This is a genomic window from Pseudomonas sp. SWRI179 (genome assembly GCF_014268705.1).
Classification (GTDB): domain Bacteria; phylum Pseudomonadota; class Gammaproteobacteria; order Pseudomonadales; family Pseudomonadaceae; genus Aquipseudomonas; species Aquipseudomonas zanjanensis.
Map to the genome: position 1 here is coordinate 1 of NZ_JABWRA010000056.1, position 26,729 is coordinate 26,729.

Annotated in this window: 22 protein-coding genes, 1 tRNA gene and 1 pseudogene; 9 read left to right on the forward strand and 15 right to left on the reverse strand. The window is 62.2% G+C overall.

What is annotated here, in order from left to right:
- Window positions 1-52 precede the first annotated feature (52 nt).
- A complete protein-coding gene (locus tag HU767_RS24300) occupies window positions 53-1,933 on the reverse strand; it encodes a methyl-accepting chemotaxis protein (protein WP_186730664.1) in 1,881 nt (626 codons plus the stop codon).
- A gap of 254 nt (window positions 1,934-2,187) precedes the next feature.
- On the opposite strand from HU767_RS24300, the gene HU767_RS24305 reads away from it, so the two are divergent.
- The 3 genes from HU767_RS24305 to HU767_RS24315 all read left to right on the forward strand — a co-directional run bounded on the left by HU767_RS24305 (window position 2,188) and on the right by HU767_RS24315 (window position 6,268).
- Entirely contained in the window at window positions 2,188-2,688 is a 501-nt protein-coding gene (locus HU767_RS24305; RefSeq protein ID WP_186710005.1) for a sigma-70 family RNA polymerase sigma factor, read from the forward strand.
- Entirely contained in the window at window positions 2,678-3,679 is a 1,002-nt protein-coding gene (locus tag HU767_RS24310) for a FecR family protein (protein ID WP_186730665.1), read from the forward strand. Before HU767_RS24305 ends, HU767_RS24310 begins: the two co-directional genes overlap by 11 nt.
- An 84-nt stretch (window positions 3,680-3,763) precedes the next feature.
- Entirely contained in the window at window positions 3,764-6,268 is a 2,505-nt protein-coding gene (locus HU767_RS24315; protein ID WP_186730666.1) for a TonB-dependent siderophore receptor, read from the forward strand.
- A 138-nt stretch (window positions 6,269-6,406) separates the two neighbouring features.
- Here HU767_RS24315 and HU767_RS24320 read toward each other — a convergent pair whose 3' ends face one another.
- Complete coding sequence (locus HU767_RS24320) at window positions 6,407-7,480, reverse strand: fatty acid desaturase (RefSeq protein WP_186730667.1); 1,074 nt, start codon at window positions 7,478-7,480, stop codon at window positions 6,407-6,409.
- 100 nt (window positions 7,481-7,580) lie between these two features.
- On the opposite strand from HU767_RS24320, the gene HU767_RS24325 reads away from it, so the two are divergent.
- Window positions 7,581-8,585, forward strand: coding sequence for an AraC family transcriptional regulator (locus HU767_RS24325; protein WP_186730668.1), 1,005 nt, complete (start codon window positions 7,581-7,583; stop codon window positions 8,583-8,585).
- A 181-nt stretch (window positions 8,586-8,766) separates the two neighbouring features.
- Here the strand turns inward: HU767_RS24325 and HU767_RS24330 are convergent, their stop codons facing one another.
- The gene (locus HU767_RS24330; protein WP_186730669.1) at window positions 8,767-9,453 is read right to left on the reverse strand and encodes a Crp/Fnr family transcriptional regulator; all 687 of its coding nucleotides are present in this window, start codon (window positions 9,451-9,453) and stop codon (window positions 8,767-8,769) included.
- Window positions 9,454-9,540: 87 nt separating this feature from the next.
- Here HU767_RS24330 and HU767_RS24335 point away from each other — a divergent pair, with 87 nt between their 5' ends.
- A complete protein-coding gene (locus HU767_RS24335) occupies window positions 9,541-10,065 on the forward strand; it encodes an Mpo1-like protein (protein ID WP_186730670.1) in 525 nt (174 codons plus the stop codon).
- 291 nt (window positions 10,066-10,356) lie between these two features.
- Here the strand turns inward: HU767_RS24335 and HU767_RS24340 are convergent, their stop codons facing one another.
- From HU767_RS24340 to oscA, 5 genes are all read right to left on the reverse strand, one after another.
- Window positions 10,357-11,346, reverse strand: coding sequence for a sulfate ABC transporter ATP-binding protein (locus tag HU767_RS24340; protein WP_047700099.1), 990 nt, complete (start codon window positions 11,344-11,346; stop codon window positions 10,357-10,359).
- Between the two features lie 3 nt (window positions 11,347-11,349).
- Window positions 11,350-12,219, reverse strand: a complete 870-nt coding sequence (gene cysW / locus HU767_RS24345) for a sulfate ABC transporter permease subunit CysW (RefSeq protein ID WP_024618577.1) — start codon at window positions 12,217-12,219, stop codon at window positions 11,350-11,352.
- Window positions 12,220-12,232: 13 nt separating this feature from the next.
- A complete protein-coding gene (cysT, locus tag HU767_RS24350; protein ID WP_013692011.1) occupies window positions 12,233-13,051 on the reverse strand; it encodes a sulfate ABC transporter permease subunit CysT in 819 nt (272 codons plus the stop codon).
- A gap of 172 nt (window positions 13,052-13,223) precedes the next feature.
- Entirely contained in the window at window positions 13,224-14,237 is a 1,014-nt protein-coding gene (locus tag HU767_RS24355) for a sulfate ABC transporter substrate-binding protein (protein ID WP_186709986.1), read from the reverse strand.
- Between the two features lie 136 nt (window positions 14,238-14,373).
- Window positions 14,374-14,556 (reverse strand): sulfur starvation response protein OscA, encoded by a 183-nt coding sequence (oscA, locus tag HU767_RS24360; RefSeq protein ID WP_003186967.1) that lies wholly within the window; start codon window positions 14,554-14,556, stop codon window positions 14,374-14,376.
- Between the two features lie 488 nt (window positions 14,557-15,044).
- Here oscA and HU767_RS24365 point away from each other — a divergent pair, with 488 nt between their 5' ends.
- Window positions 15,045-15,428, forward strand: coding sequence for a DUF6124 family protein (locus HU767_RS24365; protein ID WP_186730671.1), 384 nt, complete (start codon window positions 15,045-15,047; stop codon window positions 15,426-15,428).
- A 99-nt stretch (window positions 15,429-15,527) separates the two neighbouring features.
- Here HU767_RS24365 and HU767_RS29210 read toward each other — a convergent pair.
- Window positions 15,528-15,617 (reverse strand): annotated as a pseudogene (locus HU767_RS29210) (metal ABC transporter ATP-binding protein); the annotation flags it as partial.
- A gap of 106 nt (window positions 15,618-15,723) precedes the next feature.
- The gene (gene dibA, locus HU767_RS24370; protein WP_186709982.1) at window positions 15,724-17,631 is read right to left on the reverse strand and encodes a phosphodiesterase DibA; all 1,908 of its coding nucleotides are present in this window, start codon (window positions 17,629-17,631) and stop codon (window positions 15,724-15,726) included.
- 145 nt (window positions 17,632-17,776) lie between these two features.
- On the opposite strand from dibA, the gene desA reads away from it, so the two are divergent.
- Both desA and HU767_RS24380 read left to right on the forward strand, forming a co-directional pair.
- A complete protein-coding gene (gene desA / locus HU767_RS24375; protein ID WP_186709980.1) occupies window positions 17,777-18,961 on the forward strand; it encodes a delta-9 fatty acid desaturase DesA in 1,185 nt (394 codons plus the stop codon).
- A 327-nt stretch (window positions 18,962-19,288) separates the two neighbouring features.
- Entirely contained in the window at window positions 19,289-20,278 is a 990-nt protein-coding gene (locus HU767_RS24380) for a sensor domain-containing diguanylate cyclase (RefSeq protein ID WP_186709979.1), read from the forward strand.
- A gap of 231 nt (window positions 20,279-20,509) precedes the next feature.
- Here the strand turns inward: HU767_RS24380 and HU767_RS24385 are convergent, their stop codons facing one another.
- From HU767_RS24385 to gabD, 3 genes are all read right to left on the reverse strand, one after another.
- Window positions 20,510-21,724 (reverse strand): HDOD domain-containing protein, encoded by a 1,215-nt coding sequence (locus tag HU767_RS24385; RefSeq protein WP_186709978.1) that lies wholly within the window; start codon window positions 21,722-21,724, stop codon window positions 20,510-20,512.
- Window positions 21,725-21,857: 133 nt separating this feature from the next.
- Window positions 21,858-23,135 carry a 4-aminobutyrate--2-oxoglutarate transaminase gene (gabT, locus tag HU767_RS24390; RefSeq protein WP_092204970.1) on the reverse strand — a complete coding sequence of 426 codons (1,278 nt, stop codon included), beginning with the start codon at window positions 23,133-23,135 and terminating at the stop codon, window positions 21,858-21,860.
- Between the two features lie 171 nt (window positions 23,136-23,306).
- Window positions 23,307-24,749 (reverse strand): NADP-dependent succinate-semialdehyde dehydrogenase, encoded by a 1,443-nt coding sequence (gene gabD / locus HU767_RS24395; protein WP_003196484.1) that lies wholly within the window; start codon window positions 24,747-24,749, stop codon window positions 23,307-23,309.
- 349 nt (window positions 24,750-25,098) lie between these two features.
- Between gabD and HU767_RS24400 the strand changes: the two genes are divergently transcribed.
- A tRNA-Arg gene (locus tag HU767_RS24400) sits at window positions 25,099-25,175 on the forward strand.
- Window positions 25,176-25,405: 230 nt separating this feature from the next.
- Here the strand turns inward: HU767_RS24400 and HU767_RS24405 are convergent.
- Complete coding sequence (locus HU767_RS24405; protein WP_186730672.1) at window positions 25,406-26,023, reverse strand: hypothetical protein; 618 nt, start codon at window positions 26,021-26,023, stop codon at window positions 25,406-25,408.
- On the reverse strand, window positions 26,020-26,592 hold the full coding sequence (locus HU767_RS24410; protein WP_186709975.1) for an RNA polymerase sigma factor: 573 nt from the start codon (window positions 26,590-26,592) through the stop codon (window positions 26,020-26,022). Before HU767_RS24410 ends, HU767_RS24405 begins: the two co-directional genes overlap by 4 nt.
- Window positions 26,593-26,729: the final 137 nt, after the last annotated feature.

Genomic DNA, 26,729 nt, shown 5'->3' on the forward strand with positions numbered 1-26,729 from the left:
AGCGGGAGCAAGCTCCCTCGCCACAGGGGATTGGGTCGGCTTGCGACTGAGGTCAGATCTTGAAGCTGTCCACCAGTTGCTTCAGGCGATTGGCCTGTTGGGACAAGGCATCGCAGTCCTTCAGGGTTTCATTGAGGTTGGCCACGCTTTGCTGGTTCAGCAGATTGATGTGGCTGACGTCCATGTTGAGGGTTTCAACCACAGCGGTCTGCTCTTCGGTCGCGGCTGCAACCGACTGGTTCATGCCGTCGATCTCGCCGATGCGCTGTGTCACGCTGACCAGTCGCAGGCCGGCCTGGTTGGCCACTTCCACGCTTTCTTCGCTGGAGGTCTGGCTGGCGTTCATCGTGGTCACCGCTTCACGGGAACCGACCTGAAGCGAGGTGATCATCTTGTGGATTTCTTCCGCCGACTCCTGGGTGCGGTGCGCCAGGTTGCGCACTTCATCGGCCACCACCGCAAACCCGCGTCCGGCTTCACCGGCACGAGCCGCTTCAATGGCCGCGTTCAGCGCCAGCAGGTTGGTCTGCTGGGAGATGCCCTTGATCACGTCCAGGATGTGCCCGATGTTGTCGGTGCTGGCGTTCAGGGTTTCGATCTGGGTGCACGAGAGGCTGATCTTCTGCGACAGCTCGGTCATGGCCTGGATGGTTTTTTCCACCACCTGGCGACCGTCATCGGCCTGTTCGCTGGCACCGCTGGCCTGTTGCGAGGCATCGGCGGCATTGCGGGCGATTTCCTGGGTGGCGGCGCCCAACTGGTTGATGGCCGCTGCCACACTGTTGGTGCGGGCGCTCTGCTCATCCGAGCCGACGAGCGAAGCGTTGGACGAGGTCATCACTCGCTGCGACAGGTCATGCACCTGGCGCGTGGCGGAAGACACTTCCGCGATCGAGGCGTGAATCCGCTCCACGAACTGGTTGAACGACCCCCCCAACACCGCGAACTCATCCTTGCCCTGCACCACCAGGCGCCGGGTCAAGTCGCCTTCGCCCTGGGCGATGTCCTGCATGGCACGGCCCATGGTGGTCAACGGGCGCATCAGCACCTGGATTAACAGGCTCAGCAGCAAGGCAATGGCCGCCACCGCGACAAACATCGCGATCAGCGCCGACGTACGGAACTGGCTCAACGGCGCGTAGGCCTTGGCCTCATCGATCGACAGGCCGATGTACCACTCGGCGTTCGGCAGGCCGGTCACCGGGGTGAACGAAAGGATACGGTTCTGGCCGTTCAGCTCGACCTCCTGGATACCCTTGCCGATGCGCACCGGCGTACCTGGGTAGATGTCCTTGAGGTTTTTCATCACGTGGTCCTTGTCGGGGCTGACGATCACCTGACCGTCGCCACTGACCAGGAACGCATGGCCAATGCCACCGAAGTCCACGGAGTTGATGATTTTCACCAGGGTTTCCAGGCTCAGGTCGCCGCCCACTACGCCAAGCAATTCGCCGTTGTGCTTCACCGGCAGGGCCACGGTCACCACCAGGCCACCCACCGCCGCCAGGTAAGGCGGGGTCAACATGGTTTTATCGGCGCTCACTGCCTGTTTGTACCAAGGGCGCTGACGCGGGTCGTAGCCGTCAGGCATTTTGGCGTCCGGGCGTTGGGTGAAGACACCGTTGGCCTGGCCCACATAAGTGAATTGGAAGTTCGACGTCAGCGCCGGCTGATCCACCAGCCCCGGCAGATCTGCAGCAGTGCCCTGATGCGCGATGTTTTGCGCCAGGTTTTCCAATATCAGGATCCGCCCGCTCATCCAGTTCTGGATGCTGCTGGCCGTCAGGTCGCCGGACTGTTCGATGGACGACTCCAGGCTGCTGCCAATGGTGTTGCGCTGCAAATAATCGTTGTAGAGCGTGAACAGGGCAAAAGCCAGGACCACCACACCAGAGGCGGCAAGAAGGATTTTGTGGCTGAACTTTAGATTCATCGATGGGGCTTCTTATGCAAGGAGTGGGGGTGCATTCCAGGTTGCAACGTTCCATGTAACAGCGCGGGCAGTCTTGTCACTTGCTCCACTTTGGTGCACGCATACTCACTCTGTCGGCAAGCTTGTACAAATAATTAGGCATTTGTACAAATAGTCGACAGGAGGCTCGCCGGGTTGAACGGTGGTTGCAAATTCGCCGGCGGCTGATGACAATGCGACACGTTATCATTCGTAACATCCAGGCCGTCGCGTCCATGTCATCTCCCGAGTTTGCAGTACAGGCGCTCTACAGCCAGCATCACGGCTGGCTCAACACATGGCTGCGCACCCGCTTGGGCAATGCCGCCGATGCGGCCGACCTGGCCCAGGACACCTTCGTACGCCTGTTGCAGCGTAGCGAACGCCCGGAGCTTCGGGCCCCACGCGCCTTTTTACGCACCATCGCCCAAGGCCTGGTGATTGACCATTGGCGGCGGGAAGAAATCGAACGCGCCTACCTCCAAACCATAGCGCACCTGCCGGAAGCCGAAACCCCCGGCGCCGAAGCCCAGGCCTTGATCCTGGAATTGCTCGAAGCCATTGCCAGGATGCTCGAAGGCCTCAAGCCGAAAGTCCGCAAGGCCTTTCTGTTGGCCCAGTGCGAAGGCCTGACGTACAAGCAGATTGCCGAACAGATGGGCGTTTCGTTGCGCTCGGTGGAGCGCTACGTCGCCGATGCGCTGTACCACTGCTACGTGTTGCGCTATGAAAGCTGAGCCGGCGGATCACTTGCAGAGCCGCCGCAACGGCCCGTCGCAACAGGTCGTGAGGCAGGCGATCAACTGGCTGCTGCGCCTGCGCAACCACGCCACTCACCCCAGCCTGCGCCAACAGTGCGACACCTGGCGTGCCGCCCACCCTGAACACGAGCTGGCCTGGCAACGGGTGCAATCGCTGCACAGCGAAATAACCTCGAACCTGCGGGCCGTGCCCGGTGCCCACATCGCCCTGGACACCCTGGAAAACAGCGCCCAGCGCCTCAGTCGTCGCCAGGCCCTGAAGTTGCTGTCGGGCGTCGCCCTGATGGGCGGCGCGGCGTGGCTGGGCAAGGACCTGGCCTGGCAGTCGTGGAATGCCGATTTCGCCACTGTCACCGGTGAACGCCGAGGGTACCAATTGCCAGATGGCACGCGACTGGAACTCAATACCCACAGCGCCGCCGACCTGGATTTCACCGCCCAGCAGCGCCTGATCACCCTGGCCCGCGGCGAAATCATGGTCACTTGTGGCCGCGACCCCGGGCGCCCACTGCTGGTGAAAAGCCGCCATGGACTGTTCGAAGGGCTGGAGGGGCGTTTCGTCGTGCGCCAGGACAGCGACTGCACACGGCTGAGCGTCACCAGCGGGCGGGTGGTTATCCGTTCGCACCCAAACAGCGATGGCTCGCCCATCCAGGTGGAAGCCGGGCAAAGCTACTTGATCACCGCAGCGACAGCGACCCTGGCGCCACCGCTGGACATGGACGCAGGGGCTTGGGCAGACGGGTTGATCGTCACGCGCAACATGCGCCTGGCAGATTTTCTCAACGAAGTAGGCCGCTACCGCCCAGGCTATTTGAACTGCGCAGCGTCGATTGCCGACCTGCGCTTGTCAGGCGTTTTCCGCTTGGAGGACACCGACAAATTGCTCGCCGTCCTGCCACGCACGCTCCCGGTGCAGATCCGCTATCGAACCCGTTGGTGGATCACGGTGGAACGCCTGGCCTGATTTTTTTGGCGGGTTTCAGGCCGGCGTCCGGCTAGGACAGTAAGCAACCCTTATCGGCCTTCAGCGACTCCAACGGAACCTACAATGACTGAGCGCGTACTTCTCAAGAACCCCTTCGGCTTCTCTTCGCAACCGGGCCTGTTGCGCCAGGCCATTCATGCCGCGCTATTCTCCACGGCGCTGGGGGTCAGCGTGGTGCCGATGCTCGCGGTGGCCGCACAAGACGGCGTGACCGCCAGCCGCCAGAGCTACAACATTGCCCCCGGCCCGCTGAGCGATGTACTGAACCAGTTCGCCCGCCAAGCCGGGATCACCCTGGCCAGCACCCCGGCGCAAACCGGCGGCGTCCAGTCACCGGGGCTCAAGGGCGAATACTCGCCCGAGCAGGCCCTGAGCCAGTTGCTCAGTGGCTCGGGACTGGTTGCCGTCAGCCAGGATGGCAGCAGCTACGTGCTGCAAACCGAGACCGCTGGCAGCACCCTGGAACTGCCGAGCACCGACATCAAGGGCTTCGCCCTGGGTAATGCGCTGGGCAGCATGGAAGGCTACAACGCCACCCACAGCCAGGTCGCCACCAAGACCAGTACCGCCCTGCGCGAAACTTCCCAGAGCGTCTCCGTGGTGACCCGCGAGCAAATGGACGACCAGGGCGCGCAAACCGTGTCCCAGGCCATGCGCTACACCCCCGGCGTGCTGACCAACCCCTACGGCGCCACCCATCGCTACGACTACGTGGCGATGCGCGGCTTCAACGACGGCTCGGTGGATAACATCTACCTCGACGGCCTCAAGTCCATGGGCGACAGCGGCACCTACAGCTCCATCCAGGTCGATCCGTATTTCCTCGAGCGAGTCGATATCCTCAAGGGGCCGTCGTCGGTGCTCTATGGCCGCAGTTCACCCGGCGGCCTGGTGGCGCTGACCAGTAAAAAGCCCCTGTACGAGGCCTATCACCAGATCCAGGCCACGGTCGGCACCCAGGGCCAACGGGGCATGGGCTTCGATTTCAGCGGCCCGGTGGATGACGACAAACGCATCACCTATCGCCTGGTCGGCCTGGCGGACACGTCCGATACCCAGTTCGACCACAACAAGGAAAAGCGCTTCGCCCTCGCGCCCACGGTGAACATCGACTTCAGCGAAGACACCTCGCTGACGCTCCAGGCCTACCTGCAGCATGACCCCGACGGCGGCTACCACGGTGGCATGCCGGCCGACGGCACCTTGCATCAGCGCAACGGCCGGCGGATCTCCGAAAACTTCTTCGAAGGCGAGCCGGGCGTCGACGGTTACGAACGCGACCAGCAGTCGTTCGGCTATCAATTCGAACATCGCTTCAACGACGTCTTCACCGCCCGGCAGAACTTCCGGTACCTGGACTCCGACGTCACCAACGATCAGGTCTATGCCTACGACTGGACCACCCCCACCAGCAACGAGCTGAACCGCTATTACACGGGCGCCGAAGAAAAGCTCCACGCCTTCATCGTCGACAACATGCTGCAGGCCGAATTCTTTACCGGCGCGACCAAGCACACCGTGCTGATGGGCGCCGACTACCAGCGGCGCAAAACCGTGGTCGACTGGACCAGCGGCAGCCTCGCGCCGATCAACGCCTTCGACCCGGTCTATGGCAACTCGGCCATCACCGGTCGCTATGACACCAGCTACCTGCGGCGCCTGGAGCAGACCGGCGTGTACCTGCAAGACCTGATCGAAATGGACAAATGGCGCTTCTCCCTGGGCCTGCGCCAGGACTGGGTCCAAACCTCGGATGAGAACCGCATCGCCGAGCTCGGTCGCCCGGCAGGCACCGAGATCAACGACAAACGCACCAAGCTCACTGGCCGGGTCGGCGCGCTGTACCTGTTCGACAACGGCCTGGCGCCGTACATCAGCTATTCCGAGTCGTTCAACCCGAACTCCTATGCCGACAGCGCCGGCAATCCACTGGCGCCCACCGATGGCAAGCAATGGGAACTGGGCCTGAAGTACCAACCACCCGGTACCGATGATCTCTACACCGCTTCGCTGTTCCGCATCGACCAGGAAAACCTTGCGACCAAACTGCCCCAGGAAAACTTCTACCGCGCCGTCGGTGCCGTACGCTCCCAAGGCCTGGAACTGGAAGCGCACCTGCAGTTGACCGAGCAGTTCAAGGTGCTGGGCAGCTACACCTTCACCGACATCGAATATTCGAAGTCGATGGTCAGTACCCTCAGCACGCCCACCAATATCATCGAAAACAAAGGCAACTCGCCGACCCAGGCTCCGCGCCACATGGCCTCGCTCTGGGCTGACTACAAGTTCGACAGCGGCGCTCTCGATGGCCTGCGCCTGGGCGGCGGCGTGCGCTATGTCGGCTACAGCTGGGCCGATGCGGAGAACACCATGAAGGTGCCGTCCTACACGCTGTTCGATGCCTCGGTGGGGTATGACCTGGGCAAGGTCGGTTTGAAAGGCGTGGATGTGCGCCTGAACGCGAACAACCTGACGAACGAAACCTACGTCGCTTCGTGCGCCAGCCTGAGCTATTGCTACATGGGCGAAGAGCGCAATGTGGCGGCGACCGTGAGTTACCAGTTCTGACCTGTTCCCGGTCTTGACGCATACCATTGTGGCGAGGGAGCTTGCTCCCGCTGGGTCGCGTAGCGGCCCTTGTATTTTGGGGCTGCTGCGCAGCCCAGCGGGAGCAAGCTCCCTCGCCACAAAGGCTTGCCCCTGTCCTTAGGCCTGGGCCATATCCCCTTCCTCCCGCACCACACCCTCCTCCCGCACAAACCGATTCGCCCGCCCGAACGTACCAAAGTCATTGAACCGCACGCCCATCTCGCGCATCACCTTATGGGCCACCGGCACCGTCAGTTGGCGAATGTAGAACGGCTCCTTCACCACGAAATGATGAATGCCATGGCTGCTGCCGAAGTTGAAGCAGAACGCCTGCAACGGCCACAACCACCACGGGTTGAGCACCTGGGTTTGCTGGATGACATTGCCCGGCTCGATGTCGCCGTAGTAATGCATGTTCGAGCTGACGAAATGCAGGCAAAAGGTGCGCAACACGTTCGGTCCGATGATCACCACCACCGCGATGTCGATCACCTGCATCGTTGCCAGCGTGCTTGCCGACCAGTCAATTGAAGTTCCCATCAAGCTCGCGACGCCGTTGACCCCGTGGAAACCGAGGAACACATACCAGGCGCTCCAGTGCAGCAGCGCCAGCGGAAAATAAACCTTCAACGTACGCTTGAGGATGCTGCGCTTGTGCGCCCAGGTCTTGGCCCGCAGCAGGCGGATGAAGGCCGACATCACGTTGTCGCCGACCATCAGCAACCGCGCCAACCCCCAAGGTTCGCCGTTGGTGATGGCCCGCTCTTCCATGTCAGCCTCGCTCCCGGACACCTTGTGATGGTTGAGGTGCAGGTGGCGGCGGATCCACGGGTTGATGGTGCTCGGCCGCGCCAGCCACACCAGGCCCATCATCAAGTTGTGGGGCAGGCGCTGCTTGCGAAAATACATGCTGTGGATCAGGTCGTGTTCCAGCTCATGGGTCAGGGACGCGAAAAACGCGTTGAGCAACAGGCACGCCCAGCCTGCGAGGTCACCGTTGAGGTAGAGCAGCGCCGAACCGATCATCCCCACCAGGGCGAACGCCAGGATGCCCGCACCCAGCGCATCCTGATGACGCAGAATCGGGTAGCGCTGACGCAATTCCTCACCTCGGGCCAGGACCACCTGGCGAATATGGGCCGCTCGTTGTTGTGCATTCAATCGCTCGGGGCTTGCGCAAGTGCCGTGCATGGCTTACATCCTTTGTTAGAGATGTGCTCATCCTGCCGGGCGTTGTCCCACGGGGTGGTAGCCGTAAACGCCAACCTGTTGACCGCAAGCGCCAATCGTCATGACGGAACCGACTTCCCTCGCCAGCTGGACCCGCGCCCTGCGCAAACAGCTCGATGCGCTGGGCCTGGACAGCCATGCCTTGTGCGTCGAGGCCGGCCTCGACCCGCAATGGATGGACGACCCGGACGCCCGCTACCCGCTCTCGGCCACCACGCGCCTGTGGGCATTGGCGGTGCAGGCCAGCGGCGACCCGGCCATCGGCCTGCGGGTGTCGCGCTTCGTCAGCCCCACCACCTTCCACGCATTGGGTTATGCGCTGGTGGCCAGCGGCAGCCTGCGGGAAGTGTTCGAGCGGATCGTGCGTTATCACCCGGTGGTCAGCGATGCCCTGGCCCTGCAATTGAACCGTGGCGAAGACCGCTACCGCTTCAGCCTCGATGTGCCCCCGGGCCGGCCGGCGCCGGCGTTTGAAGCCATCGATGCGTTCGCGGCGATTTACGTGCGCACCTGCCGCAACCGCCTCGGCCGAGACTACGCACCGCTGGCGGTGTACCTGCGGCGTCCGGAACCGACGGACCCGAGCCCGTGGCACAAGGTGTTCCGCTCGCCAGTGCATTTTGGCGCCGCCCAGGATTGCCTGGAATTCAACCTCAGCGACTTCGACAGCCACCTGGACGACGCCAACCCGGAACTGGCCGAACACAACGAAACGGTGCTCGAACGCACCCTCGCCCAGCTCCAGCCACTGACCTGGGAGCGCAAGGTTCGCGCGGCCATCGAGGCGCAACTGCCCGAAGGCGAGCCCAGCGCCGAACGCATCGCCCAGGCCATGCACCTGAGCCTGCGCAGCCTGCAACGGCACCTGGCCGACGAAGGCTGCCGCTTCGACGCACTGCTCAACGAATGCCGGGAAAACCTCGCATTGCTGCACCTGCGCGATCCGCAATGCTCGCTGAGCGAAGTCAGTTATCTGCTGGGCTTTGCCGACGCCAGCAGCTTCAGCCGCGCCTTCAAACGCTGGACCGGCATGACGCCGGGGCAGTTCCGGGATGGGTTGCGCTAGGGATTTGGGTTGGTTGCACTGGCCCTATCGCGAGCAGGCTCGCTCCCACATTTTATCCGGGACGCACAAAAATCCTGTGGGAGCGGGCTTGCTCGCGAAGACGGCAGCACAGTCAACATCCCAGCCAACAGACCCACCGCTTTCGCGAGCAAGCCCGCTCCCACGGATGCGGGGCGGGACCTCAGGGCGTGGTCAGGGCTCGCAACCGCTCGATGTCGACGATCTCGATCTCGCCGTAGCCCAGGTGAAGAATGCCCTGGGCCTGCAGGTCCTTGAGGATCTGGTTGGTGGTCTGGCGTGACAGCGAGAGCATCAGCGCCAGTTGTTCCTGAGGCAGTTGCAGGACCCGCCGGGCCGGTTCGGTTTCGCCGTAGCCTTCGGCGATCATCAGCAGACGGTGGGCCAGGCGGGCCGGGGCGGGCATCAGGCTCAAGTGTTCGAGGTTGATGAAGGTCAGGCGCAGTTTGTGGCTCATCAACAAGGCAAGATGGCGCCAGTGGATCGGTTGCTCCTGCAGGAAAGCCAACAACGGCGCCTGGGGCACGTGCAGCAGCACGCCTTGACCCACCACAACCGCATCATGGGTCCGTGGCTGGCCATCGAACAGGCAGATTTCACCGAACCAATGAGGCGCTTCCACGACGCTCAGCAACGCCTCCTTGCCCTGCTCGTTCACCGCACCGACGCGCACCGCGCCTTCCAGCACGGCATACAACCCACAGGGTGGATCGCCGCGCTGGAACAGCCGGTGGCCCGGCGGCAGATGGCGCACCCGCGCCATGCCCAGCAGACTATTCTGTAACTCAGCAGTCAGGTGGCTGTACCAGTGGCCCGCCATCAGGTGTGAGTGCCAGGGATGGGAATTCATGGAAACTCCGGGACAAGTGTCGGCTAACTGACAGAACGCCTGGTGATACCCGGGCATCATGCAGGCATCACCTCAGGAGGAACAACAATGAAAAGCCTCGTCGATCATCTCAGTCAATACGCCGCGTATCATCGCGACCCGCGCAACATCGCCAGCCACTTCATCGGGATCCCGCTGATTTTCGTCGCCGTCGCCGTGCTGCTGTCACGGCCGGGATGGCCAGTGGGCCCGGTGCTGGTGTCGCCGGCGCTGCTGGTGGCGGTGGCCAGTGCCTGGTTCTATCTGCGCCTGGAATTACAACTAGGCGTGCTGATGACGGTGCTGCTGGGACTCGCCGTCTGGCTGGGCCAGGTACTTGCCGCACAAAGCACCTCGGTGTGGCTGGGCAGTGGCCTGGGCATGTTCGTGGTGGGCTGGGTGATCCAGTTCGTCGGCCACTATTACGAAGGCCGCAAGCCGGCGTTCGTCGACGACCTCACCGGGCTGATTGTCGGGCCGCTGTTTGTGGTGGTGGAAGCCGGCTTCCTGCTGGGGCTTCGCGGCGAACTGAAGCGCGCCATCGAAGAGCGCGCCGGGCCGGTGGCGTTGCGCAACCAGCGTTCGGCGGCCTGACAACACTGCCATACCAGCCTGCCACCCTTGTGGAGCGCGAACCTGTGGGGGCAAGGCTTGCCCGCGATGGCATCGCCTCGGTCTATCAGCTACACCGAGGTGTTTGCATCGCGGGCAAGCCTTGCTCCCACAATGGATCTGCGTCGTACACAAATCTCCTTGTGGGAGCGGGCTTGCTCGCGAAGACGGCGGCACAATCAATATCGTCGTCAATTGGCCCACCGCTTTCGCGAGCAAGCCCGCTCCCACGATAGGTCTGCGCCGTTCACAAATCCCGTGCTCGGGATGCCTTTAAAGGTTGGCGACTTTCTGCCAGACCTTCGGCTTGAAGAACAGCGTCTCACCCTTCGCCAGCCCCACCAGGCTGTCATGGTCCTTCACCACTTCCGCCTCGATCAGTTCGCTCTGGCCTTCCACCTTCAGGGTCACCCGAGTGGTAGCGCCGAGCGGGCGGATGTCGCGCACTTCGGCGGCGTGGTGGTCTTCCAGCTCCGAGCGCGACAGCGAGACTTCGTGCGGGCGGAACAGCACATGCCGGTCCTCACCCAAATGCAGGCGGTTCGAGTCGCCAAGGAAGTGATACACAAAGTCGCTGGCCGGGTTTTCGTAGACATCCCCCGGCGAGCCGATCTGCTCGATCACGCCCTTGTTCATCACCACAATGCGGTCGGCGACTTCCATGGCTTCTTCCTGGTCGTGGGTCACAAACACCGACGTCAGGTTGATGTCCTCGTGCAACCGCGCCAGCCAGCGGCGCAGTTCCTTGCGGACCTTGGCGTCGAGGGCGCCAAACGGTTCGTCCAGTAGCAGCACCTTGGGCTCCACCGCCAAGGCGCGAGCCAGGGCGATACGCTGGCGCTGGCCGCCGGACAACTGCTCGGGGTAACGGTCGGCGAGCCAGTCCAATTGCACCATGTTCAGCAGTTCATGGACCTTGGTCGCGATCTGGCTTTCGTTCGGACGCTGGCCCTTGGGCTTCATGCGCAGGCCGAAAGCAACGTTGTCGAACACCGTCATGTGGCGGAACAAGGCGTAGTGCTGGAACACGAAACCGACGTTGCGATCACGCACGTCGTGGCCGGAGACATCCTCGCCGTGGAACACAATGTTGCCTTGGTCCGGGGTCTCGAGGCCGGCGATGATCCGCAGCAAGGTGGTCTTGCCGCAACCGGATGGCCCGAGCAGCGCTACCAGCTCACCGCTCTGGATGTCCAGGCTGATGTCGTCCAGGGCCCGGAAGGCGTTGAAATTCTTGCTGACGTTACGGACTTCGATCGACATGACTTATTCCTCCGCGGCGCTGGCGCGCAGGCGGTTGATTCGGTTTTCGCTCCACTGCTTGAGCAGCAGGATGAAGAGCGCCAGGATCAGCAACAGGCTCGCCACGGCGAACGCGGCCACGTGGTTGTATTCGTTGTAGAGGATCTCGACGTGCAGCGGCAGGGTGTTGGTCACCCCGCGAATGTGCCCGGAGACCACCGACACCGCGCCGAACTCACCCATGGCCCGGGCGGTACACAGCACCACGCCATAGATCAGGCCCCACTTGATGTTCGGCACGGTGACATGCCAGAACATCTGCCAGCCATTGGCGCCCAGCAGGCGCGCGGCCTCTTCTTCCTGGGTGCCTTGTTCCTGCATCAGCGGGATCAGCTCACGGGCCACGAACGGCACGGTAACGAAGATCGTCGCCAGCACAATGCCCGGCAGCGCAAACACGATCTGGATGTCGTGATCCGACAGCCACGGCCCGAACAGGCCCTGGGCGCCGAACATCAGCACGTAGACAAGACCGGCGATCACTGGCGACACCGAGAACGGCAGGTCGATCAGCGTCACCAGCATGCTCTTGCCGCGGAACGAATATTTGCTCACGCACCACGCGGCACTGACGCCGAATACCAGGTTCAGCGGCACCGAGATCAGCACGGCAATCACGGTGAGCTTCAGCGCCGACAGCGCGTCGGGTTCGAAGATCGCGGTGAAGAACGCCCCCAGTCCGAGCTTCAGCCCTTGGGACACGACGATGAACAGTGGCAACAGCAAGAACAGCGCAAAAATCAGCCAGCCGAGGCCGATCAAGACCCGCCGCGACGTCGCACTGCCACGACGGGCAGCGTTGGTAGAGGCTGCGGAAATAGACGATTGAGACATGATTCGCGCCTCCTTATGGGGTTTCGATGCGCCGCTGCAGCAGGTTGATCAGCAGCAACAGGACGAAGGAAACCACCAGCATCAGCACGCCGATGGAAGTGGCGCCGGTGTAGTCGTATTGGTCGAGCTTGACCATGATCAGCAACGGCAGGATCTCGGTTTTCATCGGCATGTTGCCGGCGATGAAAATCACCGAACCGTACTCGCCCACGCCACGGGCAAAGGCCAGGGCGAAACCGGTCAGCCAGGCTGGCAACAGCGCCGGCACGAGGATGTGGCGGAACACCTGCCACGGCTTGGCACCGAGGCAGGCGGCGGCTTCTTCGACTTCACGGGGGATATCGGCCAGCACCGGCTGCACCGTGCGCACCACGAACGGCAGCGTCACGAAGGTCAGCGCCAGGGTGATGCCCAGCGGGGTGTAGGCGATCTTGAAGCCCAGGTCAGTGGCGAATTGGCCCACCAGGCCGGTCGGCGCGTACAACGCCGTCAGCGCGATACCGGCCACGGCGGTGGGCAGGGCGAACGGCAGGTCGATCATTGCGTCGATGATCTTGCGGCCGGGGAAGGTGTAGCGCACCAGCACCCAGGCCAGCAGCGTACCGATCACGCCGTTGATGATCGCGGCGTACAGCGCGGTGCCGAAGCTGAGCTTCAAGGCCGCCAGCACCCGGGGCGCCGAGATGATCGCCCAGAATTGTTCCCAGGTGAGTTGAGCGGCATGCACGAACATCGCCGCCAGGGGGATGAGCACAATCAGGCTGAGGTACACCAGGGTGTAGCCCAGCGTCAGCCCGAAGCCGGGTATGACGGGGGATATGCGACGCGACATAAAGGTCCTTGGTTGAGAACGCGCTTACCGTGGCGAGGGAGCTTGCTCCCGCTGGGCTACGAAGTAGCCCCAGAAAACTCTGGGAGCGCTTCGCACTGGAGCGCCAGCCCGGTCCAGCGGGAGCAAGCTCCCTCGCCACAATGAATTACGGCCTGAATCCGACTAGCCCAGCTTACTGCGCCTGATAGATCTGGTCGAACACGCCGCCATCGTTGAAGAACTTCGGCTGGGCAGTTTTCCAGCCGCCGAAGTCCTTGTCGATGGTCACCAGCTCCACCTTTGGAAATTGTCGGGCGTACTTGGCGGCCACATCCTTGTCACGCGGGCGATAGTAGTTTTTCGCGGCGATTTCCTGGCCGGCCGGGCTATAGAGGTGCTTGAGGTACGCTTCGGCGATCTCGGCATTGCCCTTCTTCTCGGCGTTCTTGTCCACCACCGCCACCGGCGGTTCGGCGAGGATCGACAGCGACGGCACGACGATGTCGAATTTGTCGGCGCCACCGTCTTCTTTCAGCGCCAGGAAGGCTTCGTTTTCCCAGGCCAGCAACACGTCGCCCTGACCGTTGTTGACGAAAGTAATGGTCGAGCCACGAGCGCCGGTGTCGAGGATCGGCACGTGCTTGAACAGCGCCTGCACGTATTCCTTGGCCTTGGCTTCGTCACCCCCATTGGCCTTCAGGCCATAGGCCCAGGCGGCGAGGAAATTCCAGCGAGCGCCGCCGGAGGTCTTCGGGTTCGGGGTGATGACCGACACGTCGTTCTTGATCAGGTCATCCCAATCCTTGATGCCCTTGGGGTTGCCCTTGCGCACCAGGAACACGATGGTCGAGGTGTAGGGCGTGCTGGCGTCCGGCAGGCGTGTTTGCCAGTCCGCCGGCAGGGACTTGCCCAGCTTGGCGATTTCATCGATGTCACCGGCCAGGGCCAGGGTCACCACGTCGGCGCGCAGACCATCGATCACCGCCCGGCCTTGTTTGCCCGAGCCACCATGGGATTGCTGGATCTTCACGCTGTCGTCCGGGTGCGCCTTCTTCCAGAAATTGACGAATTCGGCGTTGTAATCCTGGTACAGCTCGCGCGTCGGGTCGTAGGACACGTTGAGCAACTCGTAATCCTTGGCGACGGCGGAACCTGCAAAAACAGCACTGGCCAGCGCGGCCAGGGCATAACGACGAATGGACGACATGGTGAAAGCTCCTGGAATTCTGGTTTTCTTATGGCTTCTGGAAATTCGTTTGGCTTTTAGAAAGAGGTCGCAGCCTTCGGCAGCTCCTGCGCCAAGCCCCCCGTAGGAGCTGCCGAAGGCTGCGATCTTTTGGCTTTCAAGACGGCTTATGACTGGGTTGCTGCAAGCGGAATTTTTCCTTGCGCTCGATCTGCACCACCTGGGCGTTGTGCACGGTGATTTCCACTGCCCCAAAACGCAGGTCGCGCAACGCGCTCTGGATCTCGCGCAAGATGGTTGCTTCGTCCTGGCCGTCAACGCTACGTAGAGATGCGCTCATGCTGCTGCTCCTTTGAATGAATGCCTGGCAGTGGGCGGCACTGCTTGCGGCGTGGGAGCAATACTAGATAAGTGCAGATATTCTTAAAAAGACTATTTAAGAATTTTTATATAACCAAAATAACAGAAAGTAGCCGGGGTCCTACGGCAGGAGTGATTGGGGACTTTTTCCCGGCCCAATCCTCGGAGATTTCCTTCAAGACGTAGGGCTGTGCATGAACTAGGCACCCTGGTTTTGCACCGCTAACCTTGGTTCGTCATCGCAAAAAACGGTGACACGGACGTGCAAGTCCGGGTAAAACACCAACCCTTAATGCTTCTAGCCATTCGTGGCGCGTTCGCGCCCGTGTTTTATGGCGGCTGTGTTCGGGAGATCTTCGGATCTGCCGAGTTTTGGGTATGGTTGCTCGGTCTTGCACACTCGCACACAGCTGCCACCCTTCATTGCGTGCAAGCGATCCAGGGCGGTTCTCTATAGGAAACCTACCCATGTTCAAACCTACGCCGAACCCGCCGCAAAGCGGCCACAAATCCCGCGTCCAAGCGCAGGAAGAAAAAAAGCTCGATGACGCCGCCACCCGCGCCCTCGACTACTACCTCAAGCCCAAGCCCGCCTCACCGCCCGAACCCGACAAAAACCAACTCTTCATCGTGTCCCCCCACATAGACACCGAAACCCTGCTCGCCAACGCCTCCGAAGACCTGCTCTCCATCAGCACCATCGCCGCCGACCTGGCTGATGACGTGGATGACTCACGCCGCTGCGTCGCCCTGGCGATCAGTCGCATGGCCGATGGGGTTCAGTTGCTGGTTGAGCGGGCGTTGGATCATTTGGAAACCAAGGAGATGGCGGCACCTGGGGCCAAGGGGTAGCGCTTTGCTCTGATGCAAGCTGAGCCGACGCCATCGCGAGCAAGCTTTGCTCCCACAGGGTTCTGTTTCGAACCGAATCTCAAGTTCAACACAAAACCATTGTGGGAGCGGGCTTGCTCGCGAAAGCGGAGTATCAGGCGACATGGATACAGACTGAACAGACGCCTTCGCGAGCAAGCCCGCTCCCACAGGGGATTGGGGGTGTTGCGGATATTTCGATCACCCCAAAAACAACTGTGGGAGCAAAGCTTGCTCGCGATGGCGGTGGGTCAACCAACATCAATACCACTGACGCTCAAGCAATAGCCGGCGCCCGCTCCCAATCCAACTGCGCCGCCGCGACGGGCCGGCCAAACCAGTAGCCCTGCCCCAGCTCACACGCCAGTCCAAGCAAGAACGCCGCTTGCTCGCGCTGCTCGATTCCTTCGGCGTGCACTTGCATCCCCATGCTATGGGCCAAGGCAATGATCACCCGGACGATCGCGGCGTCATCCTCATCCCACGGCAACCCCGCGACAAAACCCTGATCAATCTTGAGCTTCTGTACCGGCAAACGCTTGAGCCGCAGCAGCGACGAATACCCCGTGCCAAAATCGTCGATGGCCAGCCGCACGCCCAACTCCCGCAGGCGATGCATCTGCTCCAGCGCCACCTCCGGGTCTTCCATCACCGCGCTTTCCGTCACTTCCAGCTCCAGACACGCCGGATCCAGGCCCGTGTCGTGCAACACCTGGGCGACCTGGTCATACAACTCACGACGGGCAAACAACCGACTCGATACGTTGACGGCGACGAACGACAGCGCCACACCCGCCTGTTGCCACCGGCACATCTGCCGACAGGCCTGGTCCATGACCCAGGCGTCGATCTGGGCAATCAGCCCGGTACGCTCGGCGATGGGAATGAACTCGGCCGGCGACACCAGCCCCCGCGTCGGATGCTCCCAACGCACCAGCGCCTCGACACCGATCAAACGGCTGCTCGCCAGGTCGTGTACCGGCTGGTAATGAACACGCAACTCTTGCTGTTGCAGCGCACGACGCAGTTCGAAGGCAATTTCGACCCGTTGCTGGGCGTGGGCGGTGAGCTCTTCGGTGTACAGGGCGTAGCCGTCGCGCCCGGCGCTCTTGGCCTTGAACAGCGCCGAGTCGGCGTTGCGCAGCAATTGCCCGGCGCTGAGGGCATCACCGGGGAACAGGCTGATGCCGATACTGGCGTTGATAAACAAGGACTGGTCGCCGAGCTGCACCGGCTCTTTCAGCGCATCGAGGATACGCCGGGCCAAGGCCGCCGCCTGACCTGGCTGCGAGCAGTTTTCCGCGAGCACCGCGAACTCGTCACCGCCTAGTCGCGCCAGGGTTATACCCGGCGCAAACAGCCCGAGAAAACGCTCGGCCACGCCTTTGAGCAACTCGTCACCGACGTTGTGCCCAAGGCTGTCGTTGATGTTCTTGAAATGATCCAGATCCAGCAGCAGAAGCGCACATCCGCGCTTGTGAAGCTGCGCCGACGCCACGGCTTGCTCCGCGCGATCGGAAAACAGCAGCCGGTTGGGCAAGCCTGTCAGCGGGTCGTGATGGGCCAGGTGCGCCAGCTCATGCTCCGAATCCTTGATGGCGCTGATGTCCGAAAACACCGCGACGTAATGACTGACCTGGTCGTTATCATCGTGAATGACACGAATCGTCTGCCATTGCGGATAGATCTCACCACTTTTACGTCGGTTCCAGATCTCACCGCTCCACTCGCCCTGGCTGGCCAGGGTGGTAAACATGTCGCGATAGAACTCCGGCCCATGGCGTCCGGACTTGAACAGATTGGGGCGCTGCCCCAGTACTTCGTCCCGGGCATAACCGGTGATCGCCATGAACGCCCGGTTCACGTGCACGATCAAGCCATTGCGGTCCGTCACCAACACCCCTTCGCGGGTGCAATCGAAGACGGCGGCGGCCTGGCGCAGGCGCTCGCGATCGATGCCGTGCTCACCCTTGGCGAAAAACCGCGAGATTCGCGCCCGGGCCAGGAAGATAAGCCCGGCGCTGAGCAGCACCCAGGCATAACCGTTGATCAGCAGCCAGCGCTGCCTATCGACGAATTGATCGAAGAAACTGCTCAATAAATAACCAATCAGCTGCAGCCAGGTGACTGACAGCACGAGGTAAAGCAGCGCTACGCGCATGGCACTGCGTTGATAGGCAGGCATTCGGCCATCCATGTCCCTACAAAGTGATGGGATTATAGAGGAAGAAACATTCAGCCACTCTTATCTGAAAGGCCGACTGGTTTTATCTGTGGGGCTGGTGATAATGCAACGGCGGTTTCTATCTTTATCGAGGGCCCTACAGCCTATGTGGTACGAAGGTTTTCTTGGCTTGTCGGCCTGGTCACTGGTGGCAGTCACCCTGCTGATGACCCACGTCACAATCATTGCCGTCACGGTCTACCTGCACCGTTATTCGGCGCATCGCTCCCTGGAGCTCAACGCCGGTCTCAAACATTTCTTCCGCTTCTGGCTGTGGTTGACCACGGCGCAGAACACCCGCGAGTGGACCGCCATCCACCGCAAGCACCACGCCAAATGCGAAACCGAGGATGACCCCCACAGCCCGGTCATCAAGGGCTTGTCCACGGTGTTGCGCAAAGGCGCCGAGCTGTACCGCGCCGAGGCGGAAAATCCCGAAACCCTGCGCATCTACGGCAAGAACTGCCCCGACGACTGGATCGAGCGCAACCTCTACAGCCGCTTCCCGCTGTTGGGCGTGGCGATCATGGGCGTCATCGACCTGCTGCTGTTCGGCACCATCGGTATCACCATCTGGGCCATCCAGATGATGTGGATCCCCGTCTGGGCCGCCGGCGTGGTCAATGGCCTGGGCCATGCCGTGGGCTATCGCAACTTCGAATGCCGCGACGCGGCGACCAACCTGGTGCCCTGGGGCATCCTGATTGGCGGTGAAGAACTGCACAACAACCACCACACCTACCCCAACTCGGCCAAGCTGTCGGTGCGCAAGTGGGAATTCGATTTGGGCTGGGCCTGGATCAAGGTGTTCAGTTTCCTGCGCCTGGCCAAGGTCCAGCGCGTTGCGCCGATCGCCCACCGGGTCGAAGGCAAGGGCCACCTGGACATGGACACGGCCATGGCGATTCTCAACAACCGCTTCCAGATCATGGCGCAGTACCGCCGGCTGGTCATTGCGCCGCTGGTCAAGCAGGAACTGGAGAAGGTCGATCACTCGGTGCGTCATCAGTTCCACCGCGCCAAACGCCTGCTGTCGCGGGAGACCAGCCTGCTGGACGACCGTCACCATGTGCGCATCCAGAACATGCTCGAACACAGCCAGGCGCTGAAGGTGATCTACGAGAAACGCCTGGCCTTGCAGCAGATCTGGGTCAAGACCAGCAGCAACGGCCACGACATGCTCGCTGCCATCAAGGAATGGGTCAGTGAAGCCGAGGCCAGCGGCATCCAGTCCCTGCGCGACTTTGCCGATCAGCTCAAGACCTACTCGCTACGGCCTGCCACGGCCTGACCCGACAACGCCATGTGGAAAGGGCTTCTTGTGGCGAGGGAGCTTGCTCCCGCTGGGCTGCGCAGCAGCCCTGAAACCCGCTGGCTCGGTGCATCAGATCAATTGAATTGACCGTCTTGGGGCTGCTCCGCAGCCCAGCGGGAGCAAGCTCCCTCGCCACAGGTTCAACACGTGGTATCTGACTCGCTAAATCCCCCGCCCTTCGTCGCCTGAAAAGGAACTTCGTCCCAAATCCCCTATCTCAAAGAGCACTTCGCCATCCAGGCGGGCTTTGGAGAAAAGTGCGTGCGAACCCACAGCAGTGCACGCTCTTTGAGATTTGTGCCGATGGTCGACAAGAACCTGCAGGATTACTCCCTACCTCATTGGCCCGAGGCGGCCCAGACGCTCATGGCGCTGATGCATGCCCAGGGTGAAGTGGCGCGACTGAGCGAGCGCGAGCAGCTGTTCAGCTCGCTGCTGGTCAGCGTCAATGCCGTGCTTTGGGCGTTCAACTGGGAAACCCGGCAAGTGCTGTATGTCAGCCCCGCCTACGAGCGCATCTTCGGCCGTCCCGCCGGCCTGGTCCTGGCGGACTACAACGAATGGCGCGACGCAATTTACCCCGACGACCTGGAGTACGCCGAACGCAGCCTGGCCGAGGTGCTGGTCAAGGGCGCCGTCGAAGACCGTGAATACCGCATCATCGCCGGCGACGGCCAGGTGCGCTGGCTGAGCGACAAGTGCTTCATCAACCGTCAGGCCGAGCCCGGGCAACCCGTGATCGTGGTCGGCATCGCCGAAGACATCACTGAAAAGAAGCTGCTGGAAAGTGAACTGCAGCGACTGGCGACCACCGATGTGCTGACCCAGAGCAGCAATCGCCGGCATTTCTTCGAATGCGCCAACCGTGAATTCGAGCAGGCGCGGCTACAAGGGACGCCCATGGCGTTCCTGTTGCTGGACATCGATGACTTCAAGGTAATCAACGACACCTACGGCCATCAGGAAGGCGATACCGTGTTGCAGAAGATCGCCGAAAGCGGCCGATCCGTGCTGCGGCGCGGTGACCTGTTCGGGCGCATCGGTGGCGAAGAGTTCGCGGCAGTGTTCCCCGGCTGCCCCCCCGACATGGCCTTGCAAGTAGCCGAGCGCTTGCAACGGGAAATCCAGCGGCTGATGTTCCGCTGCGGCGAGCAGACCTTCGGCATTACCGTCAGCCAGGGGCTCACCGCCATTACTCCCGAGGACCAGTCCCTCGACAGCCTGTTCGCCCGCGCCGACGCGGCCATGTACGAGGCCAAGCGCAAGGGGAAGAACCGCATCATCGCGGCTTGACGCCAATCGCAGCTCAATTGAATCCAGCCATGCCACAGACCCTGTGGCGAGGGAGCTTGCTCCCGCTCGGCTGCGCAGCAGTCGTAAAATCGAACAACGCGTTCTGCCTGTCAGCATGCTGGGGGCCTGCTGCGCAGGCCAGCGGGAGCAAGCTCCCTCGCCACGGGTTCTGGGTTGTCTGGACTGGCGCCATCGCGAGCAGGCTCGCTCCCACAGGGTCAGGTGGTGGGGCTACTTGCGGCGCAACCGCATCAATTCCGGCAAGCCGATCTTCAGCAACCGCGCCGTGCGGCCACGGGCCAGTTCTTCAAGGCCTTCATGGGCGGGCAGATGCGCCATCTGCGCCGCCATGTTCATCACCAAGGCTTCACGGGAATATACCCCGCCACCCAGGCCGTAGACCGCCGCGATCAGCTCTCTGAGCTCCAGCGGCAAACGCCAGCGGGCACGCAATGCCGAGCCGAAACTGGCGCCGAATTTTTCCAGCGAGTCGCCGACTTCCTCCGGCTCATCCAGCTCGCCACCGGCCTGCTTCCATTCCTCCAGGCAGCGCAATAACGCCAGGTCACCCAGGCGATGCAATAACCCGGCGCAGTAACAGCGCTCCTGCTCCAGGTCCAGCAAGCGGGCCATCGTCCGGGCGTACTCGGCGGTGTGCAGCGACAGCTCCCAGTAACGCTCGGCATAGTCCGCCAGGCACGGAACGCTGAGCCGGGCGCAACGCTTGAGGGTCAGGCCGAGGATCAGGTTCATGCTTTGCCCGGTGCCGAGCTGGTGCAGCGCCTGGGCCACGGTCTGCACCGGACCGCCGCCCTGATGCTGGGCAGCGCTGTTGGCCGCAGCGATCAGCACCGCGGTGATCTGCGGGTCGGTGCGCAGTTCTTCTTCGAGCAGTTTCAGATCCAGGCCGCCGGGGTTGAGGCTGCGCTTGATCGCCACTTGCACATCGGTCATCAAGGGCGCGCCTTCGGACAGGTCACGCCGACGCTCCAGAAAGGTGGGCAAAGTCAGTCCCGGCCCTGGAATCGGCGCGGCGTTGGAAGTGTCTTCACCACTCAGAAGCAGCCCCAGCAAACGTTGGGCCAGGCTCTCCCGGTTCAAGGGCTTGGTCAGATAGGCCGTCGGCGCCAGCGGCAAGACCTCGCGCACGCTGGCGCTGTCGTTACGCTGGCTCACAAGGATGAACGGCAACGCCGGCGTACGATGCTGTTGGCGCAAGCCACGCAGAATGCTCAGGCCATCGACACCTGGCAGCTCCCAATCGGCGATCACCAGGTCGTAAGGATTATGGGCCAACAGCTCAAGGGCCTGCCGCCCTTCGCCGCACGTGTCTATCCGGGCATCACAGCGCACACCTGACAACACCTGTTCAAGCAACTCCCTGGACGCCGGATCGGCCTCGGCGATCAGCACACGCGGTACAGCGGGTAAATCCACAGCAGTCATGCCGCATCGCTCCCTTGCAATACATGCACCTTAGACAATAACCGCCGTTCCAGACAGCTCGAAACGCCAGGGAGCGGATGCCGGATATGAAAAAACCCGCCGAAGCGGGTTTTTTGTGGGTCAGCGCACAAACTCAGAGTTCGGAGAAGCACTCTTCGATAATCGCCAGGCCCTTGTCCAATTGCTCGTCCGGCGAGGTCAGCGGCACCAGCACCCGCAGGACGTTGCCGTAGGTGCCGCAGGACAGCAGGATCAGGCCCTTGTCACGGGCCTTGGCCACCACCTGGGCCACAGCCGCGGCGTTCGGTTTGTGGGTGTCGCCGTTTTCGAACAGTTCCACGGCGATCATCGCGCCCAGGGCACGCACTTCACCGATGACCGGGTACTTCTTCTGGATCGCCTTGAGGCCAGTCACCAGGCGCTCGCCCACGGCCTTGCAACGGTCCAGCAGGTGTTCTTCTTCGAACACGTCCATTACCGCCAGCGCCGCCGCACAGGCGATCGGGCTACCGGCATAGGTGCCGCCCAGGCCACCCGGTGCGATGGCGTCCATGTACTCGGCCTTGCCGCACACACCGGCCAACGGGAAGCCGCCGGCGATGGATTTGGCGAAGGTGGTCAGGTCGGCGGCAACGCCCATCTGTTCCATGGCGAAGAACGTGCCGGTACGGCCGGCACCGGTCTGCACTTCGTCAGCGATCAGCAGGATGCCGTGCTGGTCGCACAAGGCGCGCAGGCGCTGCATGAATGCTTTCGGCGCCACATAGAAACCACCCTCGCCCTGGACCGGCTCGATGATGATGGCGGCGATATCACGGGGCTCGGCGTCGTTCTTGAAAATGCGCTCGATGCTGGCGATGGAATCGTCGATGCTCACGCCGTGCAGTTCGTTCGGGTACAGGGCGCGGAAGATGCCACCGGGCATCAGGCCCATGCCGGCCGAGTACGGCACGACTTTACCGGTCAGGCCCAGGGTCATCATGGTACGACCGTGGTACGCGCCGGTGAACGCGATCACACCGGCACGGCCAGTGGCGGCACGGGCGATTTTCACGGCGTTTTCCACCGCTTCCGAACCGGTAGTCACGAGCAAGGTTTTCTTGGCGAAATCACCTGGGACCTTGGCGTTGATTTTCTCGCACAGTTCCACGTACGGCTCATAGGCCAGGACCTGGAAGCAGGTGTGGGTCAGCTTGTTCAGCTGTGCGGTCACGGCGGCGATGATTTTCGGGTGCACGTGGCCGGTGTTCAGCACGGCGATACCGCCGGCGAAGTCGATGAACTCACGACCTTCAACGTCGGTCACCGTGGCGTTCTTCGCCGATTCGGCAAAGATCGGGTGAATCTGGCCGACGCCACGGGGAACAGCGGCGGTACGGCGGGCCATCAAGTCAGCGTTAGTCTTGCTCATTACAGTCCTCATTCGCCGCTCATCGGTCGGCGTAGCTCAAGGCGTACATGGCGGGGAGGCGACTGCGACAGCATGCGATGATCGACTGCCGCAACGTTCCGGCCACAAGAAACAGAACGGGTGAAACGCGCAAAGGGACAGCGCTCTCGTGCCCTTTGCGCTTGAAGCAGATCAGATACCCAGGCAGAGGTATTTGATTTCCAGGTAATCCTCGATGCCGTATTTGGAGCCTTCACGGCCCAGACCCGAAGCCTTGATGCCGCCGAACGGCGCGACTTCGTTGGAAATCAACCCGGTATTGACGCCGACCATGCCATATTCCAGGGCCTCGGCCACACGGAACACACGGCCCAGGTCGCGAGCATAGAAGTACGAGGCCAGGCCGAACTCGGTGTCGTTGGACATCGCGATCACTTCGGCTTCGTCTTTGAAGCGGAACAACGGCGCCAGCGGGCCGAAGGTTTCTTCCTTCGCCACGGCGGCGTTTTTCGGTACGTTGGTCAGGATGGTCGGCTCGAAGAAGTTGCCTTCCATCGCCTTGCCGCCCGACAGCACGGTCGCGCCTTTGCTGACGGCATCGGCGATGTGTTCCTGCACCTTGGCGACCGCTTTGCCATCAATCAACGGACCGGTGGTGGTGCCATCGTCCAGGCCGTTGCCGATCTTGAGCTTGGCCACCGCCACCTTGAGTTTTTCAGCGAACGCGTCGTACACCGAATCCTGGATGTACAGGCGGTTGGCGCAAACGCAGGTCTGGCCGTTGTTGCGGTATTTGGAAATGATCGCGCCTTCGACGGCCTTATCCAGGTCCGCGTCGTCGAACACGATGAACGGCGCGTTGCCGCCCAGTTCCAGGGAAACTTTCTTGATGTCCTTGGCACATTCGGCCATCAGTTGGCGACCGATCTCGGTCGAACCGGTGAAGGACAGCTTGCGCACGATCGGGTTGCTGGTCAGCTCGCCGCCGATGTCGCCGGCGCTGCCGGTGACCACGCTCAGCACGCCTTGCGGAATGCCGGCACGGTGCGCCAGTTCCACCAGGGCCAGTGCCGAGAACGGCGTTTGCGAAGCCGGCTTGATGACCATGGTGCAACCGGCAGCCAGGGCCGGGCCAGCCTTGCGGGTGATCATCGCGGCCGGGAAGTTCCACGGGGTAATGGCTGCGGTCACGCCGATTGGCTGCTTGATCACGATCAGGCGCTTGTCGGGCTGGTGGCCGGGAATCACGTCACCGTAGATGCGCTTGGCTTCTTCCGCGAACCATTCGATGAACGAGGCGGCATAGACGATTTCGCCCTTGGCTTCGGCCAGCGGCTTGCCTTGTTCGAGGGTCATCAGGCGACCGAGGTCGTCCTGGTTTTCAATCAGCAATTCATACCAGCGGCGCAGCTTGTTGGCGCGCTCCTTGGCAGTCAACGCACGCCAGGCCGGCAGCGCCTTGTCGGCGGCTTCGATCGCACGACGGGTTTCGGCGGCGCCCATCTTCGGCACAGTGCCCAGTACTTCGCCCGTCGCCGGGTTGGTGACCTTGATCGTCTGACCATTGTCCGCATCGACCCAAGCGCCATCGATAAAGGCTTGCTGGCGGAACAACTGGGTGTCTTTAAGCTGCATGTCGGCTTTCCTTAACAGCACCGCGCGCACGCGGAGCGAATTAGAGTTGTAGAAAGGCGCCTCGGGGGCTGCCGTCAGGGAAATCATTCACCGGGCTGAAGCACAGAAATAACGCACATAAGCACAGACGTGCGGTTCAGCACCCAGACAAGAGCGTTTGAAATCTCAAACGAATCCTAGGGCCGATAGGGGTGAAGGACAATAGCCTGTTCGAAAAAAAGAACGAAAAAGCCTCATTTGCCCGTTTTTTCTGATCAGCGTAGCCAACAGCCGCCGAGCCGCACGAAAACGCAGGCGATTCAGTAGCATGGACGCCCGCCACGCATATGAGTATCATGGCGCCCGCGCTGCACCAGTAGCTCAGCTGGATAGAGTACTGCCCTCCGAAGGCAGGGGTCGTGGGTTCGAATCCCGCCTGGTGCACCATATCGAAAAAGCTAGACCTGTCCCGGACAGTCTACGAGTCTCTCCAAAAACCCGCCTTGTGCGGGTTTTCTTGTTTTTGCTGCCTTGTGGCGAGGGAGCTTGCTCCCGCTCGGCTGCGCAGCAGTCGTAAAAACCTGACAGCCGTTTCCTGATGCTCCCCTGTTGAATGGTTTTGGAGCTGCTGCGCAGCCCAGCGGGAGCAAGCTCCCTCGCCACGGACGTTGCCAACTTCAACGCTTGCGCAACGCCTCCAACCGCGCCGGCAAGTCTTCCTTGGGAAAACGTTTGTGCAGCGCCAGCAGTTTTTCATCTGCGGCCTTGGTATCCCCCGCCTGCCGCAAACGCAGGATTTCCATCAAGCCTTGCTCCAGCGACGGCAACGCAGCCGGCGCGGATTTGCTCATCTTCGCCGCGGGCTTTTCCGCCAACGATTGCACGGGGCTTATCGGTGCTCGGGCCAGTTCGCCCTGGGGCGCCATGCGGGTGATCGGTGCGGGGGCGGGCATGGCCGGCGGCGGTGCAGCGGCAACGGCGGGCGCTTGCCGATCGGCGGAAAACTCCATCGGCGCGGATGCCGCCAGCTCGTCGTGGGGCGCTGGGGTGCGCACCACCAGGCCGATCATCAGCGCCACGCCGGCGACCGTGGCGAATGCCATCTGCCAGCGCGGCTGTTGGCACATCTGCAGCCAGCGTTGCCACAGGCTGGGCGCAGGCGCGGGGGCTTCGCGACGGGCGGTGGCGAGAATGAAGGCGTCCAGGGAGGCCGGCGGCTCGCCGCTGGCGTGTTGGCGGTAATGCTCGACAAGCCTTTCGTCGTCGAGGTCCGGGGTGTGTTTGGGGTCGATCATGCGGGTACCTCCTCGGCCAGCAGTCGCTGCAGTTTCTGCTGGGCGTAACGCAAGCGGCTCTTGACCGTTTCCAGCGGGGCACCGGTCAGGGCGGCAATCTGTGGCAGCTCCAGGTCGCCGTGCAGGCGCAGCAGGAAGACTTCGCGCTGGTCCTCGGGCAAGGCCTGCAACGCGGCATCGAGACGCGCCTGGTCGCGACTCAGGCTCAGCTGTTGCTCGGGGCCGCTGGTGTCGTCGGGCTGGACGTGCAGTTGCTCGTCGTAGCTGTCGTGCAACGGGTTATGGACGCCGTGTTTGCGCCAGTGGTCGATCAAGCGGTTGCGGGCGATCTGGAACAGCCATGTGCGAAAACTCGCCCGGCCTTGTGGCTGGGTGGTGCTGCGGATCAGGCTGAGCCAGGTGTCCTGGAACACTTCCTCGGCCAGTTCGGCTTTGTTGCTCAAGGACACGAGAAAGCGGTAAAGCCCTTGTCGATGGCGGGCGTACAACGCTTCGAAAGAAGCCCCGTCGCCATTGCGGTAGCGGGCCAGCAGCGATTCGTCGCTGGGAGGATCAAGCGCAGCGGGCATGTGGGGGGCGAACTCCTTTCGATGTAGAACACGGTCTTGCCAATTGCAGAGGACCTTGTGGGAGCCGGGCTTGCCCGCGAAGGCGGCGCGCCAGGCGAAACTTCTGTGCCTGACACCCCGCCTTCGCAGGCAAGCCA